Here is a 15,227-nt window from a genome sequence, read left to right on the forward strand (position 1 = left end):
GTACCTTCGTCGGACGGGCTACACCACGCGGGTGTATACGATCCGCGGTAAAATGCGCCCCATGTGTCTCAGGAGCATGAATGATGCAAACTGGTAGTGAACAGCCGGATCTGGTATTCGTCGGGGCAGGCGTCATGAGCGCGACCCTGGCGGTGCTGCTCAAAGAGCTCGACCCGAGCCTGAAGATCGAGGTCCTGGAACAGCTGGACTCGGGGGCTGCCGAAAGCTCCTACCCGTGGAACAACGCCGGCACCGGCCATGCCGCCTGGTGTGAGCTCAACTACACCCCGCAGGCCGCCGACGGCTCGATCAACATCGCCAAGGCAGTGCAGATCAACGCCATGTTCGAGGTGTCCCGGCAGTTCTGGGCCTACCTGCTGGAGCAGGGCTACTTCCAGACTCCCCGCGACTTCATCAACCCGGTGCCGCACATGAGCTTCGTGCGTGGCGAGAAGGGTGTGGCGTTCCTGCGCAAGCGTCATGAGCTGATGAAGGCTCACCACTGCTTCGCCGATGACATGGAATACAGCGAAGACCCGCAGGTGATCGGCCAGTGGGCACCGCTGCTGATGCAGGGCCGTACCGGCAACGAGCCGATGGCCGCGACCCGCTCGCTGGGCGGTACTGACGTCAACTTTGGCGCCCTGACCCTCAAGCTGCTGGGCCACCTCTCCGAGAGCGGTAACGCCGTGGTGCGTTACAACCAGAAAGTCACCGACGTGAACCGCGAGGCCGATGGCCGCTGGCGTCTGAGCGTCGAGGACAAGGCTGGCGGCGGTCGCCGCGAGCTGACTGCACGCTTCGTGTTCCTCGGCGCCGGTGGTGCGGCACTGACTCTGCTGCAAAAATCCGGCATCGAAGAAGGCAAGGGCTACGGCGGCTTCCCGGTAAGCGGTCAGTGGCTGCGCTGCGACAATCCCGAGCTGGTCAATCAGCACCTGGCCAAGGTCTACAGCCAGGCTGACATCGGTGCGCCGCCCATGTCGGTCCCGCACCTGGATACCCGCGTGGTCGATGGCAAGAAATCGCTGCTGTTCGGGCCGTATGCCGGCTTCACCACCAAGTTCTTGAAGCGCGGCTCGTTCCTCGACCTGCCGCTGTCGATTCGCCCCAACAACCTCGGCCCGATGCTGTCGGTGGCGCGCGACAACATGGACCTGACCAAATACCTGATCAAGGAAGTGCTGCAGTCCGAAGATCAGCGTCTGGAGGCCCTGCGCAAGTTCTTCCCCAATGCCAAGAAGGAAGACTGGCGCCTTGAGATCGCCGGCCAGCGCGTGCAGATCATCAAGAAGGACGCCAAGAAGGGCGGTGTGCTGCAGTTCGGCACCGAGATCGTTGCTGCCCGTGACGGCTCGATTGCCGCGCTGCTGGGCGCCTCGCCGGGTGCTTCGGTCTCGGTGTCGGTGATGCTCGAGGTGATCGAGCGCTGCTTCCCTGAGCGTTACAAGAGCGCTGAGTGGCAGGAGCGTCTGGGTAAGATCTTCGAGGGCAGCGAGAAAGCCCTCGAGCAGGATGCCGAGCTGCTGCGCCGGGTGCGTACCCGCACCAGCGAAGCCCTCGGCCTCGCTCAGCCGTAACCGGCGTATCCGCCCGCAGGCGGGACGCAGGGCTTGAGGATGCCGCGTCAGTCCGACTCGCTGAGGGTCGTGACGGACGCGGCATCGTCGTTTCTGGCGGTGCCCCGTTCGGCCAGCTGCTGGGGGGTGCCGATCGGTGCGGGTATGGCTTTCAGCAGGGTGGCCCACTGGGCCAGCGGCAGCGTGCTGTCGGGGTTGAGCAGTCGATCCCGCAGCGCCATCAGCTGAGGGCGGCCACCGCGTTCAGCCGGCCAGCGCTGGCTGGTAGGCAGGATTTGCCAGGCGCCCGCGCGCTGCTTGGCCAGCACAAAGCGAAATGGATGCAGGCCGGTCATCCCCAGGCGCAGGTCGGTCACCACCAGCTGATCGCCCAGCGCGTCATAGCGCAAAAAACCACCGCTGAACCAGACGAGCCGTGCATGCTGCGTGGAATCCTGCAGGGCGGCCGCCAGAGCCTGGCCGCGCTCAAAACGCTCGCTCTGCGGCGGCTGATGATCGAACAGGCCGGTCACCAGTTCGTGATAGTGCTCGCCCTCCAGTGCCACCACGCGCCAGAGCAGGGTATTGAAGGGCGTCGGCGCGATGAACAGCGCCTCCGGCCGGATGCCGCGCTCGGCCAGCGTATCGCTCACCCGCTGCAGGGCCAGTTGCTGGGCCAGCAGGCTGAAGCCGAGGTAGACGGTGGAGGCCAGCAGCGCAACGCGGCTGGCCCTGGCCAGCGTCTGGCGGGCCAGCAGTCCGAGTAGCACTGCCAAGAGCAGCGGCAGGGTGTAGAGAGGGTCGATGATGAACAGGCTCGACCAGGCGATCGGCGGGGTGTCGAGCGGCCAGAGCAGCTGGGTGCCATAGCTGGTAAACGCATCCAGCAGCGCATGGGTGACCAGCACCAGGGTCAGGGTCAGCCACAGGCGCTGCGCCGAATAGCTTGGGTGCGGGCGCCAGCGGCGGATCAGCCAGGTCAGGATCAGCCCCAGCGCGCCCAGCACCAGCAGCGAGTGACTGAAGCCGCGGTGGCAGGTCATATTGGCGACCGGGTCTGCGTAATCGAGCAGAACGTCCAGGTCCGGCAGGGTGCCGAGCAGCGCGCCGTATAACAGTGCCTTGCGGCCCTGCCAGCGGCCCAGCAGTGCCCCCTGCACACTGGCGCCGAGCAGCGCCTGAGTCAGCGAATCCACGCCCTTTCTCCCTCATGAGTCGGTCGGGCGATTTTAGGGTTTGCGCAGCTGGCGGTGAGCGGACAATTGCTGCCGGACGTTTCATCTGCGCCTGCCCCTTTTTTGTGCATTTGCCGGTGATTCCGGTTAAATTGCCCGCCACTGCCCCTGTGGGGCGCTGTTGACCGAGTGCCCGGCTGGATGGCCGCCATGACCCCCGTACACCTTGGATTCCTCTACTGGCCGGATGTGCGTCCGCTCGGCCTGGCCCTGATCGATGAAGTCTTTCGGCTGGTGGCGCGTCTGCAGCCCCAGGCGGGTTATCAGGTGCATTATCTGGCGGCTGAATCCACGGCGCAGGCTGCGGCCTGGGCGCTGCCGGGGCAACCCTGGGCCGAGGGGTTGCAGGCGTGTGAGCGCCTGTTTCTGATCGCTGAAGAGCCGCCGGCTCAGCTTGAGCCGGCACTGGCCGAGGCCTTGCAGGCGTGTGCGGGTGAGGAGCGCCTGCTGGGCGGGGTGGGCGCTGGCATCTACCCGCTGGCCCGGCTGGGGCTGCTGGATGGCCGGCGCATCGCCCTGCACTGGCGCTGGCAGGATGACTTCACCGAGCAGTTCCCGCAGATCAGCGCCACCTCGCACCTGTTCATGCAGGATGGCAACCGCTTGACCGCCTGCGGTGGTCTGGCGCTGCTCGATATGCTGCTGGCCATGCTCAGCGCCGATCATGGCGCGGAGCTGGCCGGGGCGGTGGCCGAGGAGCTGCTGCTCGAGCGCATCCGCGAGGCTGGTGAAAGTCAGCGGGTGCCGCTGCGCAACCGCATCGGGGCCAGTCATCCCAAGGTCACCCAGGCGGTGCAACTGATGGAGGGGCACATCGAGGAGCCTTTGACCACCGACGAGATTGCCCAGCAGGTCGGCGTGTCACGGCGCCAGCTGGAGCGGATTTTCAAGCAGTTTCTCAACCGTGTGCCCAGCCAGTATTACCTTGAGCTGCGCCTGAACCGCGCCCGGCAGATGCTCCAGCAGACCAGCAAGTCGATCATCCAGATTGGCCTGTCCTGCGGATTTTCTTCAGGGCCGCACTTCTCCAGCGCCTACCGCAATTTCTTTGGTGTCACGCCCCGCGATGATCGCAACCAGCGCCGTGCCAGTGCCCTGTCTGACGGCGTGGCCGGCGAGCGCTCCTGAGTGAGCGCGTGATTTACCGTGGCAGACTTTAAGCCGTTCGCTGGCCGCCTTACACTGCGCGCATGTTCAGGCCGGCTGAGCCCCGGTCGTTCCCGATTCGCGCCAGACGCCGCAAGGCAGGAGTAGAGAAGAGATGTCCATTCAGCACGCCCCGGTGCACCGCGCCGATTTTGACCAGGTGATGGTCCCCGTATTCGCGCCCGCCGCCTTTATCCCGGTGCGCGGAGCGGGCAGCCGCGTCTGGGACCAGAGCGGCCGCGAGCTGGTGGACTTCACCGGCGGCATCGCCGTCAACGTGCTGGGGCATGCGCACCCGGCGCTGGTCGAGGCGCTGACTGAACAGGCCAGCCAGCTCTGGCACGTTTCCAACGTGTTCACCAACGAGCCGGCGCTGCGTCTGGCCAAGCTGCTCACCGAGGCGACCTTTGCGGATCGGGTGTTCTTTGCCAACTCCGGAGCCGAGGCCAACGAGGCCGCCTTCAAGCTGGCGCGCCGTTATGGCCATGAAACAGCCGGCCCTGAGAAGTGCGAGATCATCGCCGCGCTGAACAGCTTCCACGGTCGTACCCTGTTCACCGTCAGCGTCGCCGGTCAGCCCAAGTACTCCGCAGGCTTCGGACCGAAGATCGAGGGCATCACCCATGTGCCCTTCAATGACCTGGAGGCGCTCAAGACGCAGATCTCCGACAAGACCTGCGCGGTGGTGCTCGAGCCGATCCAGGGCGAGGGTGGGGTGATGCCGGCCGAGCAGGCTTACCTTGAGGGCGTGCGCGCACTGTGCGACCAGCATCAGGCGCTGCTGATCTTCGACGAGGTGCAAAGCGGCGTCGGGCGCAGCGGTCAGCTGTATGCCTACATGCACTACGGCGTGATTCCGGACATCCTCACCAGCGCCAAGAGCCTGGGCGGTGGCTTCCCGATTGGCGCGATGCTGACCAGCGAGCGCATCGCCCAGCACTTTGGTGTTGGTGTACACGGCACCACCTACGGCGGCAACCCGCTGGCCTGCGCGGTGGGTGAGGCGGTGCTGAGCATCGTCAACACCCCTGAGGTGCTGGAAGGCGTGGCCACGCGCAGTGCGCTGCTGCAACGCGAGCTGATGCGCCTGGGTGAGCGCTATGGCGTGTTCGAACAGGTTCGCGGCATGGGTCTGCTGCTCGGTGCGGTGCTCACCGAGGCCTGGAAAGGTCGCGCGGGTGATGTGATGAAGGCAGCCCAGGAAGAAGATCTGATGATCCTGCAGGCCGGTCCTGATGTGGTGCGTCTGGCCCCCAGCCTGATCATCGATGAGGCGGATATCCACGAAGGCATCGCCCGCCTCGAGCGCGCCCTGGCCCGCCTGACCAGCGCCTGAGGCGCCCACCCGACAAGGAGTGACACCGATGCTGATCCTGCGACCTGCCCGGATGGGTGACCTGCCCGAGGTGGAACGGCTGGCGGCAGACAGTCCGATCGGTGTCACTTCCCTGCCGGATGACCGTGAGCGGCTGGCCGAGAAGATTCGCGTCTCGCAGGCCTCGTTTGCCGCCGAAGTCAGTTTCAACGGCGAGGAAAGCTACTTCTTCGTTCTCGAGGATCTGACCCGGGGGCGGCTGGTCGGCTGCTCGGGTCTGGTGGCCACGGCCGGCTTCTCCGAGCCGTTCTACAGCTTTCGCAACGAAACCTTCGTGCACGCTGCGCGGGAGCTGAAGATCCACAACAAGATCCACGTGCTGTCGCTGTGCCACGACCTGACCGGCAACAGCCTGCTGACCAGCTTCTACCTGGAGCCGGAGCTGGCCGAGGGGCCGGCGGCCGAGCTGAACTCTCGCGGCCGGCTGCTGTTCGTCGCCGGGCATCCCGAGCGTTTTGCCGATGCCATGGTGGTGGAGGTAGTCGGTTACAGTGACGAGCAGGGCGATTCGCCGTTCTGGGACGCCATTGGCCGTAATTTTCTGGACATCAACTACGCCGAAGCCGAGCGGTTGTGCGGGCTGAAGAGCCGCACCATGCTCGCCGAGCTGATGCCCAGCTACCCGATTTACGTACCGCTGCTGCCGGATAGCGCCCAGGAAGTGATGGGCCAGGTGCATCCGCGTGCCCAGGTGTCCTTCGACATCCTGATGCGCGAGGGTTTTGAGAGCGATCACTACGTGGACATCTTCGACGGTGGCCCGACCGTGCATGCCCGCACCTCGGGGATTCGCTCGATCGCCCAGAGCCGTCTGCTGCCGGTGCGTCTCGGGGCGCCGGCGGCGCTCGGTCGCCGTTACCTCGTTGCCAACAACCAGACCCGCGATTTTCGCGCGCTGATTGCCGAGCTGGACTGGGCGCCGGACCAGCCGCTGACCCTGAGCCCTGAGCTGGCCGAGGCGCTGGGGGTGGGCGAGGGCGGCAGCGTACGTGTGGTGGCGCTTTGATCCGGCCGGGGCATTGCCTGCGGCCACAGTCTGAATGGAGTTCGATGCGATGATCGTTCGTCCCGTGCGCAGCAGCGACTTGCCTGCGCTGATCGACATGGCGCGCAGCACCGGTGCCGGCCTGACATCGCTGCCGGACAGCGAGGAGCGTCTGACCCAGCGGGTCGGCTGGGCGGAAAAGTCCTTTCAGGGGGCTGCCGAGCGGGCTGATGCTGATTATTTCTTCGTGCTGGAGAATGACGCCGGCGAGGTGATCGGCATCAGCGCGATCAACGGGGCGGTGGGGCTGCGCGAGCCTTGGTACAACTTCCGGGTGGGTCTGACCGTCAGTGCCTCGCGGGCGCTGGGCATCTACCGGCAGAACCCCACGCTGTTTCTGGCCAACGATCTCACCGGCCACACCGAGGTCTGCTCGCTGTTTCTGGATGCCCGTTACCGGCACAGCGGCCTTTGTGGGCGCTTGCTGTCCAAGGCGCGCTTTCTGTTCATTGCCGAGTTCCCGGCGCTGTTTGGTGACAAGGTGATTGCCGAGATGCGCGGCATCTCCGATGACAATGCCCGCGCACCGTTCTGGGAGAGCCTGGGCCGGCACTTCTTCCGCATGGAGTTCTCCCAGGCCGACTACCTGACCGGGGTGGGCAACAAGGCCTTCATCGCCGAGCTGATGCCCAAATTCCCGCTCTACACCTGCTTTCTCAGCGAGGAGGCGCGGGCGGTGATCGGGCGGGTACACCGCGATACTGAACCTGCGCTGACCATGCTGCGCGCCGAGGGCTTCACCTATCAGGGCTACATCGACATCTTCGATGGCGGCCCGGCGCTGGAGTGCGAGACGGCGAGCATCCGTGCGGTGCGCGATAGCCAGACCCTGGTGCTGGCCATCGGCACACCGGGCGAGGAAGCGCCCGCGTTCCTGATCCACAACCGCAAGCGCGAGGAGTGCCGGATCACCGTCGGGCGCGCCCGTCCGGCGGCCGGCACCCTGGTGGTGGATGCCGCCACGGCCCGGCGCCTGTGCCTGAGCGCCGGTGCCCAGGTGCGCGCGGTGCCGCTGTCGCCGCAGGTCGGCTGGCGATGAGCCTGTACCTGGACGGCCGCTGGCTGCCCGGGGAGGGGGAAGCGCTGATATCGCACGATCCCTGTGATCAGCGGTTGCTCTGGCAGGGTCGGGCCGCCAGCGCAGCGCAAGTGGCCGCGGCCGTTACCGCGGCGCGCCAGGCTTTTCCGGACTGGGCGGCGCGGCCCTTGGCGGAGCGTATCGCGCTGCTGGAGCGCTTTGCGCAGCAGCTTGAGCGGCGCCGTGAGGCGCTGGCACAACTGATCGGTCGCGAGACCGGCAAGCCGCTCTGGGAGGCGCGCACCGAGGTGGCCAGTATGATCGCCAAGGTCGCCATCTCGATCCGCGCCCAGTCCGAGCGTGCCGCTGAGCGCAGTGCGCCGCTGGGCGATGCGCAGAGCGTCCTGCGCCATCGCCCGCACGGGGTGCTGGCGGTGTTCGGCCCCTACAACTTCCCCGGCCACCTGCCCAACGGGCATATCGTCCCGGCGCTGCTGGCCGGCAACTGCGTGCTGTTCAAACCCAGCGAGCAGACCCCGGCGGTGGCCGAGCTGACCCTGCGCTGCTGGATCGATGCGGGCCTGCCGCCCGGCGTGCTCAATCTGCTGCAGGGTGGGCGCGAGACCGGTGCGGCGCTGGCTGCGGAGCCCGGGCTCGATGGCCTGCTGTTCACCGGCTCCAGCGCCACGGGTCTGGCGCTGCATCGCCAGTTCGCCGCGCAGCCGCAGAAGATCCTCGCCCTGGAGATGGGCGGCAATAACCCGCTGCTGGTCGAGGAGGTGGTGGATCTGGACGCTGCGGTGCTGTGCATCGTGCAGAGCGCCTTTCTGTCTGCCGGGCAGCGCTGCACCTGCGCGCGGCGCTTGCTGGTGCCCGAGGGCGTCTGGGGCGAGCGCTTGCTGGCGCGGCTGGTCGAGGTTGCCGGGCGTCTGCGCGTTGGGCGTTTTGATGCCGATCCGCCGCCGTTCATGGGCGCGGTGATCTCGCTGCAGGCGGCTGACCGCCTGCTCGCCGTCCAGGATGCACTGCTGGCGCGTGGTGCCACGTCGCGGCTGGCCATGCGCCGGCTGGAGCCGGGTACGGCGCTGCTGAGTCCGGGCATTCTTGACGTCAGCACCGTGGCTGAGCGGCCCGACGAGGAATACTTCGGCCCGCTGCTGCAGGTGATCCGTTACCGCGACTTTGACGCTGCACTGGCCGAGGCCAACGCCACCCGCTTTGGTCTGGCCGCCGGGCTGATCTCCGATTCACGCGAGCGGTATGCGCAGTTCCTGCTGCACAGCCGCGCTGGCATCATCAACTGGAATCGCCCGCTGACCGGCGCTGCCAGCAGCGCGCCCTTCGGCGGTATCGGCGCCTCGGGCAATCATCGGCCGAGCGCCTGGTATGCCGCCGACTACTGTGCCTATCCGGTCGCCTCGCTGGAGGCTGAGCAGCCGGTGCTGCCGGCCAGCCTGCCGCCCGGGGTGCAGCTGTAAAACAGCCCGCTTGTCTGCCGGCTGAACGCATGGAGCAGCGCGGGTGCTGTGAGGCACAGGCCGATCTGTCGTGCGGGCAGGCTGCGCGGCGCTGGACGAATGCCGGCAAATCTTTAAGCTGGGCGACATCTTCCGTTTTCGCTGCCCTGAGAGTGCCGCCATGACCGACAACCTGTCCCTGATCCTTGAAGATGCCGCCGGCGAGCGCCGCGAAAGCAGCAGCGCCCGTCTGGCAATCCGTCTGGAGGGCCGCGAACTGTGGCTGGAGCCGGACGGGCAGGGCGGCCTGATGATCTACGCCGAGTCGGTGGAGGGCGAGAGCGACATTCCGCTGCTGGTGATGCGCCCGCAGGCGGTCAATCAGCTGTCGCTGGCGGTGGAGCTTGAGCCGATCGATACCTTCGACCACGATGACGACGAGGCCGAGCCTCTGCACGAGCACGGTGCCGACTGCGGCTGCAACACGCACTGATTCAGGCGACCATCGCCGATTGCACAGGAGTCTTGCCATGTTAGCGCTGGGACGATTGCTCGAACTGACCCTTGGCGAGCGCGAGCCGTCGGAGAAGATCCAGCTGTGCGCCGATGGCACGCGCCTGCACTGGAAAACCGATGGCGTACTGCTGATCACGCCGCCGGCCGGGTGTGATCAGGGCACTGATCTGCTGTTGTCGGCCGGGATCCACGGCAACGAAACCGCGCCAGTCGAGCTGCTGGAGCGGCTGCTGCACCGCATCGCGGCCGGGCAGTTGCGTCCGGCCTGTCGCGTATTGCTGGTGCTGGGCAATCCAGCGGCGCTGCGCCGCGCAGAGCGCTATGTTGAGCATGACCTGAATCGTCTGTTTGGCGGCGTGCACGAAGTGATCAGTGCCACGGAGTCGCTGCGTGCGGCGCAGCTGGAGCAGCAGGTGGCGGCCTTCTTCACAGAAGAGGGGCGTGTGCGCCTGCACCTTGACCTGCATACCGCGCTGCGGCTGTCGATGATCGAGCAGTTCGCGCTGCGCCCCTGCAGTGATCAGCCGGTATCCTCTAGGCTGCTGGCGATCCTGCAGACGGCCGGTATCGGCGCGCTGCTGCAGAACAATCGCCCCGCCGCGACCTTCAGTGCTTTTACTGCCCGCGGTTACGCCACCGAGGCACTGACCCTGGAGCTTGGGCGGGCACTGCCCTTTGGCAGCAATCCGCCGGCTGAGCTGGCGCAGGTGCAGCACATGCTGGAGGCCTTGATCGAGGCGCAGTCGCTGCCCGGCGATGAGGGGCATGCGGTGCAGCACTTTGCCATTGCGCATGAGCTGATCAAGCACAGCCCGGCGTTTCGTCTGCATCTGGCGGATGATCTGCCCAATTTCGCCCCGCTGGCGCTGGGCAGTCTGCTCGCCGAGGATGCCGAGGGGCGGCGCTGGATGGTCGAGGAGGCTGGCGCGCGGATCGTCTTCCCCAATCCACGGGTGGCCGTTGGCCAGCGTGCCGGGCTGATCGTGGTGCCGGCCTGAGTGGGCTATCGAGGCCATAGAGCCCGCCGATGCGCGCCTTGGATGCTTGTCTATATAATGGCCGCCTTTGCCGGCCAGGCCCGACCGCAGTCTTGCGAGAAAAATTGATGAAAAGCGCAGAAATCCGTGAAGCCTTCCTCCGTTTCTTTGAAGAGAAAGGGCACACCCGTGTTGCCTCCAGTTCGCTGATCCCGGCGAATGATCCGACCCTGTTGTTCACCAACGCCGGCATGAACCAGTTCAAGGACTGCTTCCTGGGCCTTGAGAAGCGGGCCTACACCCGCGCGACCACCAGCCAGAAGTGCGTGCGTGCCGGCGGCAAGCACAACGACCTGGAGAACGTCGGCTACACCGCGCGCCATCACACCTTCTTCGAGATGCTCGGCAATTTCAGCTTCGGTGATTATTTCAAGCGCGATGCCATCCACTACGCCTGGGAATTTCTCACCTCGCCCAACTGGCTGGGCCTGCCGAAAGACAAGCTGATGGTCACCGTCTACGCCACGGATGACGAGGCCTTTGCGATCTGGAACCAGGAAGTCGGCGTGCCGGCCGAGAAGATCGTGCGCATCGGCGACAACAAGGGCGCGCCCTATGCCTCGGATAACTTCTGGGCGATGGGTGATACCGGCCCGTGCGGCCCGTGCACCGAGATCTTCTTCGATCATGGCGAGCACATCTGGGGTGGCCCGCCCGGCTCGCCCGAGGAAGATGGCGATCGCTTCATCGAGATCTGGAACAACGTGTTCATGCAGTTCAACCGCACCGCGGACGGCGTGCTGCATCCGCTGCCGGCGCCCAGCGTGGACACCGGCATGGGCCTTGAGCGTATCTCTGCGGTGATGCAGAAGGTGCATGCCAACTACGAGATCGACCTGTTCCAGCACCTGCTGGCGGCCTCGGCGGCGGCGATTGGCTGCGCCAACGACGGTGCGCCGTCCCTCAAGGTGGTAGCCGACCACATCCGCTCCTGCAGCTTCCTGATTGCCGATGGCGTGACGCCGTCCAACGAGGGCCGCGGTTATGTGCTGCGCCGCATCGTCCGCCGCGCCTGCCGTCACGGTAACAAGCTGGGCGCCCGCGGCGCCTTCTTCCACAAGATCGTTGCGGCGCTGGTGGCCGAGATGGGCGAGGCTTACCCTGAGCTCAAGCGTCAGCAGGCGCAGATCGAGCGGGTGCTGAAGACCGAGGAAGAGCAGTTCGCCAAGACCCTGGAGCAGGGCCTGAAGATCCTTGAGCAGGATCTGGCCGGCCTCAAGGGCAGCGTGATTCCGGGTGATGTGCTGTTCAAGCTCTATGACACCTACGGCTTCCCGGTCGATCTGACCGCTGACATTGCCCGTGAACGCGGCCTGACGGTCGATGAGGATGGCTTCGAGCGTGAGATGCAGGCCCAGCGCGAGCGTGCCCGTTCGGCCAGTGCCTTTGGCATGGACTACAACAGCCTGATCAAGATCGAGGCGGACACCCTGTTCACCGGCTATGACGGTACCTTCGGTCAGGGGCAGATTCTGGCTCTGCTGCGTGAGGGCGAGAGCGTCGAGCAGCTGGGCGAGGGCGAGGAGGGTGTGGTGGTGCTGGATCGCACACCGTTCTATGCCGAATCCGGTGGTCAGGTCGGTGACTGCGGTTACCTGAGCGATGCTGCGGGTGTGCGCTTTGATGTGCGTGACACCACCAAGGCTGGCGGTGCCCACCTGCACCACGGCGTCGTGGCTGAGGGCAGTTTGCGCGTCGGGCAGGTGCTCGAGGCGCAGGTCGATGGCTCGGTGCGCGGTGCGACGGCGCTCAACCACTCGGCCACTCACCTGCTGCATGCCGCACTGCGCCAGGTGCTGGGTGAGCATGTGCAGCAGAAGGGTTCGCTGGTCAACAGCCAGCGCCTGCGCTTTGACTTCAGCCACTTCGAGGCGATTCGTCCCGAGCAGATCAAGGCACTGGAAGCACTGGTCAACGCCGAGATCCGCCGTAACAGCGCGGTCGAGATCGAGGAAACCGATATCGCCACCGCCAAGGCCAAGGGCGCGATGGCGCTGTTTGGCGAGAAATACGGCGAGAGCGTACGGGTGCTGACCATGGGCGAGGGCTTCTCGGTCGAGCTGTGTGGCGGCATCCATGCCCAGCGCACCGGCGATATTGGCCTGCTGAAGATCGTCAGCGAGGGCGGTGTGGCCGCCGGCGTGCGCCGGATCGAAGCAGTGACCGGTGCCAGTGCGCTGGAGTACCTCGGCAGTGCCGAGGAGCAACTCAAGGAGGCGGCGGCTCTGGTCAAGGGCTCGCGTGACAACCTGCTCGACAAGCTCGCCGGGGTATTGGAGCGCAACCGTCAGCTGGAAAAGGAGCTGGAGCAGCTCAAGGCCAAGGCCGCCAGTGCCGCTGGTGATGATCTGGCCGGCTCGGCCATTGAGGTCAACGGCATCAAGGTGCTGGCCGCACGTCTGGATGGGCTGGATGGCAAGGCGCTGCTGGCACTGGTCGATCAGCTGAAGAACAAGCTCGGGCGGGCGGTGATCCTGCTCGGTGGCGAGCTGGACGGCAAGGTGGTGCTGGTGGCAGGGGTTACTCAGGATCTCACCGGCCAGTTCAAGGCGGGCGAGCTTATGAAGCGAGCTGCCGCGGCGGTTGGTGGCAAGGGTGGTGGTCGCCCGGACATGGCTCAGGGTGGCGGCGTCGAGCCGGGCAAACTGGGCGAGGCGCTGGCGCTGACTGAGGCTTTTGTCGCCGGCGCGTGAGCCGGTAGTGCGGCGCCTGCTGCGTGCAGCGGGCGCTCTGAACAACCTGTGACGCGGCAATCAGGCCGCGTCCTTCAAGGGTGGAGGCTGCAGGCACATGGCACTGATCGTACAGAAGTTCGGCGGAACCTCGGTGGGCAGTATCGAGCGCATCGGGCAGGTGGCCGACAAGGTGCAGCGCTTTCGCGAGGCTGGTCACGAGGTTGTGGTGGTGGTTTCGGCGATGAGTGGCGAGACCAATCGCCTGATCGAGCTGGCCAGGCAGGTCATGCCGCAGCCGGATCCGCGCGAGCTGGATGCCATTCTCTCTACCGGTGAGCAGGTGACCATTGGCCTGCTGAGCATGGCGCTGCTCCAGCGCGGTGTGCCGGCGGTGTCCTTTACCGGCAGTCAGGTGCGCATCCTGACCGACAGCGCCCATACCAAGGCGCGCATTCTGGAGATTGACGAGGCACGCTTGCGTGCTGAGCTGGCAGCCGGGCGCGTGGTGGTGGTGGCCGGATTCCAAGGCGTTGATGCACAGGGCAATATCACCACTCTTGGTCGTGGCGGCTCGGACACCACCGGCGTTGCCCTGGCGGCGGCGCTGAAGGCGGATGAGTGCCAGATCTATACCGATGTCGATGGGGTCTACACCACCGATCCGCGCGTGGTGCCTCGAGCACGGCGTCTTGAGCGCATCACCTTCGAGGAGATGCTGGAGATGGCCAGCCTGGGCTCCAAGGTGCTGCAGATTCGCTCGGTGGAGTTTGCCGGCAAGTATAACGTGCCGCTGCGCGTACTGCACAGCTTCAAGGAGGGACCGGGTACCCTCATCACCCTTGACGATCAGGAGAGCGCCATGGAGCAGCCGATCATTTCCGGGATTGCCTTCAACCGTGACGAGGCCAAGCTGACCATTCGGGGTGTGCCTGACATGCCGGGGGTCGCATTCCGCCTGCTCGGGCCGATCAGCGCGGCGAACATCGAGGTGGACATGATCGTGCAGAATGTCTCGCACGACCGCACCACCGATTTCACCTTTACCGTACACCGCAACGAATACGACAAGGCTCTGGCCGTACTGACGCAGACCGCGGCCGACCTTGGCGCCGGTGAGGTGCTGGGCGATACGCAGATTGCCAAGGTCTCTATCGTCGGGGTTGGCATGCGCTCGCACGCCGGGGTGGCCAGCCGGATGTTCGAAGCGCTCGCCCGGGAAAATATCAATATTCAGATGATCTCCACGTCGGAGATCAAGGTCAGCGTGGTCATCGAGGAGAAGTACCTCGAGCTGGCCGTGCGTGTCCTGCACAGTGCATTCGAACTGGACGCACCCATCCGCATGGATGAGTGACGTCCGGCAGGCAGAAAGGCAGCCCTATGGCACCTTTTTGTCACCCCTGACCGGTTTGTCCCTGTACAGGTGGCAATCATGGTCAATACTGGACGCAGTCCCCGGTTTTCATGCTCTCCCGGGTATCGCGTCACTTTTTGCAGACAGTGGTCCTGAAACAGACGAAACAAGGAGAAAGGGAATGCTTATTCTGACTCGCCGCGTGGGTGAAACCCTGATGGTTGGTGATGATGTCACCGTGACCGTGCTGGGCGTCAAAGGCAATCAGGTGCGTATCGGTGTGAATGCACCGAAAGAGGTTGCCGTGCACCGTGAAGAAATCTACCAGCGCATCCAGAAAGAGAAGGGTGAAGAACCAAGCCATTGATTCTTTTTCGATTTTTAGCGAATCAAGGCTTTGCAAACGGGGTTGGCTGAAGTATAGTACGCCCCGTGTTGCGGAGAGGTGGCCGAGTGGCCGAAGGCGCTCCCCTGCTAAGGGAGTATACCTCAAAAGGGTATCGGGGGTTCGAATCCCCCCCTCTCCGCCATTATTCCTTACCACCACATGATGGTGGCATCGAAGCCTGAAATCAGGCAGCCCTGCGCACTCGTAGCTCAGCTGGATAGAGTACCCGGCTACGAACCGGGCGGTCGGAGGTTCGAATCCTCCCGAGTGCGCCATATTTATCTGTGAAAGATCGAGTATCCAGAGCAGCAAAATCCAGCGGTGAGCTGGCTAAACATCACCCCACGCACTCGTAGCTCAGCTGGATAGAGTACCCGGCTACGAACCGGGCGGTCGGAGGTTCGAATCCTCCCGAGTGCGCC

Annotated in this window: 12 protein-coding genes and 3 tRNA genes; 14 read left to right on the forward strand and 1 reads right to left on the reverse strand. The window is 65.2% G+C overall.

Features of this window, described 5'->3' with window-relative positions:
• The first annotated feature begins 80 nt into the window (after nucleotides 1–80).
• Nucleotides 81–1,580: a malate dehydrogenase (quinone) gene (mqo, locus tag MXC11_RS00880; protein WP_462938083.1), complete on the forward strand. Its 1,500-nt coding sequence runs from the start codon at nucleotides 81–83 to the stop codon at nucleotides 1,578–1,580.
• Between the two features lie 47 nt (nucleotides 1,581–1,627).
• On the opposite strand, the gene MXC11_RS00885 is transcribed toward mqo, so the two are convergent.
• Nucleotides 1,628–2,755 carry a metal-dependent hydrolase gene (locus tag MXC11_RS00885; protein WP_250003949.1) on the reverse strand — a complete coding sequence of 376 codons (1,128 nt, stop codon included), beginning with the start codon at nucleotides 2,753–2,755 and terminating at the stop codon, nucleotides 1,628–1,630.
• A gap of 189 nt (nucleotides 2,756–2,944) precedes the next feature.
• On the opposite strand from MXC11_RS00885, the gene MXC11_RS00890 reads away from it, so the two are divergent.
• The 13 genes from MXC11_RS00890 to MXC11_RS00950 all read left to right on the forward strand — a co-directional run bounded on the left by MXC11_RS00890 (nucleotide 2,945) and on the right by MXC11_RS00950 (nucleotide 15,225).
• On the forward strand, nucleotides 2,945–3,922 hold the full coding sequence (locus MXC11_RS00890; protein WP_250003951.1) for a GlxA family transcriptional regulator: 978 nt from the start codon (nucleotides 2,945–2,947) through the stop codon (nucleotides 3,920–3,922).
• 133 nt (nucleotides 3,923–4,055) lie between these two features.
• Nucleotides 4,056–5,276 (forward strand): aspartate aminotransferase family protein, encoded by a 1,221-nt coding sequence (locus MXC11_RS00895; protein WP_250003953.1) that lies wholly within the window; start codon nucleotides 4,056–4,058, stop codon nucleotides 5,274–5,276.
• Between the two features lie 28 nt (nucleotides 5,277–5,304).
• The gene (gene aruF / locus MXC11_RS00900) at nucleotides 5,305–6,321 is read left to right on the forward strand and encodes an arginine/ornithine succinyltransferase subunit alpha (protein ID WP_250003955.1); all 1,017 of its coding nucleotides are present in this window, start codon (nucleotides 5,305–5,307) and stop codon (nucleotides 6,319–6,321) included.
• 49 nt (nucleotides 6,322–6,370) lie between these two features.
• A complete protein-coding gene (gene astA, locus MXC11_RS00905; protein WP_250003957.1) occupies nucleotides 6,371–7,399 on the forward strand; it encodes an arginine N-succinyltransferase in 1,029 nt (342 codons plus the stop codon).
• Complete coding sequence (gene astD / locus MXC11_RS00910; RefSeq protein ID WP_250003959.1) at nucleotides 7,396–8,856, forward strand: succinylglutamate-semialdehyde dehydrogenase; 1,461 nt, start codon at nucleotides 7,396–7,398, stop codon at nucleotides 8,854–8,856. Before astA ends, astD begins: the two co-directional genes overlap by 4 nt.
• Before the next feature lie 160 nt (nucleotides 8,857–9,016).
• Complete coding sequence (locus MXC11_RS00915; protein WP_250003961.1) at nucleotides 9,017–9,328, forward strand: GTPase; 312 nt, start codon at nucleotides 9,017–9,019, stop codon at nucleotides 9,326–9,328.
• A 37-nt stretch (nucleotides 9,329–9,365) separates the two neighbouring features.
• Complete coding sequence (astE, locus tag MXC11_RS00920) at nucleotides 9,366–10,349, forward strand: succinylglutamate desuccinylase (RefSeq protein WP_250003963.1); 984 nt, start codon at nucleotides 9,366–9,368, stop codon at nucleotides 10,347–10,349.
• Between the two features lie 107 nt (nucleotides 10,350–10,456).
• Nucleotides 10,457–13,081, forward strand: a complete 2,625-nt coding sequence (gene alaS, locus MXC11_RS00925; RefSeq protein ID WP_250003965.1) for an alanine--tRNA ligase — start codon at nucleotides 10,457–10,459, stop codon at nucleotides 13,079–13,081.
• Nucleotides 13,082–13,178: 97 nt separating this feature from the next.
• Nucleotides 13,179–14,417 (forward strand): aspartate kinase, encoded by a 1,239-nt coding sequence (locus MXC11_RS00930; protein ID WP_250003967.1) that lies wholly within the window; start codon nucleotides 13,179–13,181, stop codon nucleotides 14,415–14,417.
• 181 nt (nucleotides 14,418–14,598) lie between these two features.
• Nucleotides 14,599–14,784, forward strand: coding sequence for a carbon storage regulator CsrA (csrA, locus tag MXC11_RS00935; RefSeq protein WP_090211452.1), 186 nt, complete (start codon nucleotides 14,599–14,601; stop codon nucleotides 14,782–14,784).
• Between the two features lie 72 nt (nucleotides 14,785–14,856).
• A tRNA-Ser gene (locus MXC11_RS00940) sits at nucleotides 14,857–14,947 on the forward strand.
• Nucleotides 14,948–15,003: 56 nt separating this feature from the next.
• Nucleotides 15,004–15,080: transfer RNA gene (locus MXC11_RS00945), tRNA-Arg, on the forward strand.
• A gap of 71 nt (nucleotides 15,081–15,151) precedes the next feature.
• Nucleotides 15,152–15,225 (forward strand) — tRNA-Arg (locus tag MXC11_RS00950).
• Nucleotides 15,226–15,227 lie beyond the last annotated feature (2 nt).

It is taken from the genome of Pseudomonas eutrophicaquae (assembly GCF_023544715.1).
In the GTDB taxonomy this organism is placed as follows: domain Bacteria; phylum Pseudomonadota; class Gammaproteobacteria; order Pseudomonadales; family Pseudomonadaceae; genus Geopseudomonas.

What these genes read in the sequence shown, in the direction of transcription:
- mqo (WP_462938083.1), top strand. Translation starts at nt 81, where the DNA reads ATGATGCAAACTGGTAGTGAACAGCCGGATCTGGTATTCGTCGGGGCA.
- MXC11_RS00890 (WP_250003951.1), top strand. Translation starts at nt 2,945, where the DNA reads ATGACCCCCGTACACCTTGGATTCCTCTACTGGCCGGATGTGCGTCCG.
- MXC11_RS00895 (WP_250003953.1), top strand. Translation starts at nt 4,056, where the DNA reads ATGTCCATTCAGCACGCCCCGGTGCACCGCGCCGATTTTGACCAGGTG.
- aruF (WP_250003955.1), top strand. Translation starts at nt 5,305, where the DNA reads ATGCTGATCCTGCGACCTGCCCGGATGGGTGACCTGCCCGAGGTGGAA.
- astA (WP_250003957.1), top strand. Translation starts at nt 6,371, where the DNA reads ATGATCGTTCGTCCCGTGCGCAGCAGCGACTTGCCTGCGCTGATCGAC.
- astD (WP_250003959.1), top strand. Translation starts at nt 7,396, where the DNA reads ATGAGCCTGTACCTGGACGGCCGCTGGCTGCCCGGGGAGGGGGAAGCG.
- MXC11_RS00915 (WP_250003961.1), top strand. Translation starts at nt 9,017, where the DNA reads ATGACCGACAACCTGTCCCTGATCCTTGAAGATGCCGCCGGCGAGCGC.
- astE (WP_250003963.1), top strand. Translation starts at nt 9,366, where the DNA reads ATGTTAGCGCTGGGACGATTGCTCGAACTGACCCTTGGCGAGCGCGAG.
- alaS (WP_250003965.1), top strand. Translation starts at nt 10,457, where the DNA reads ATGAAAAGCGCAGAAATCCGTGAAGCCTTCCTCCGTTTCTTTGAAGAG.
- MXC11_RS00930 (WP_250003967.1), top strand. Translation starts at nt 13,179, where the DNA reads ATGGCACTGATCGTACAGAAGTTCGGCGGAACCTCGGTGGGCAGTATC.
- csrA (WP_090211452.1), top strand. Translation starts at nt 14,599, where the DNA reads ATGCTTATTCTGACTCGCCGCGTGGGTGAAACCCTGATGGTTGGTGAT.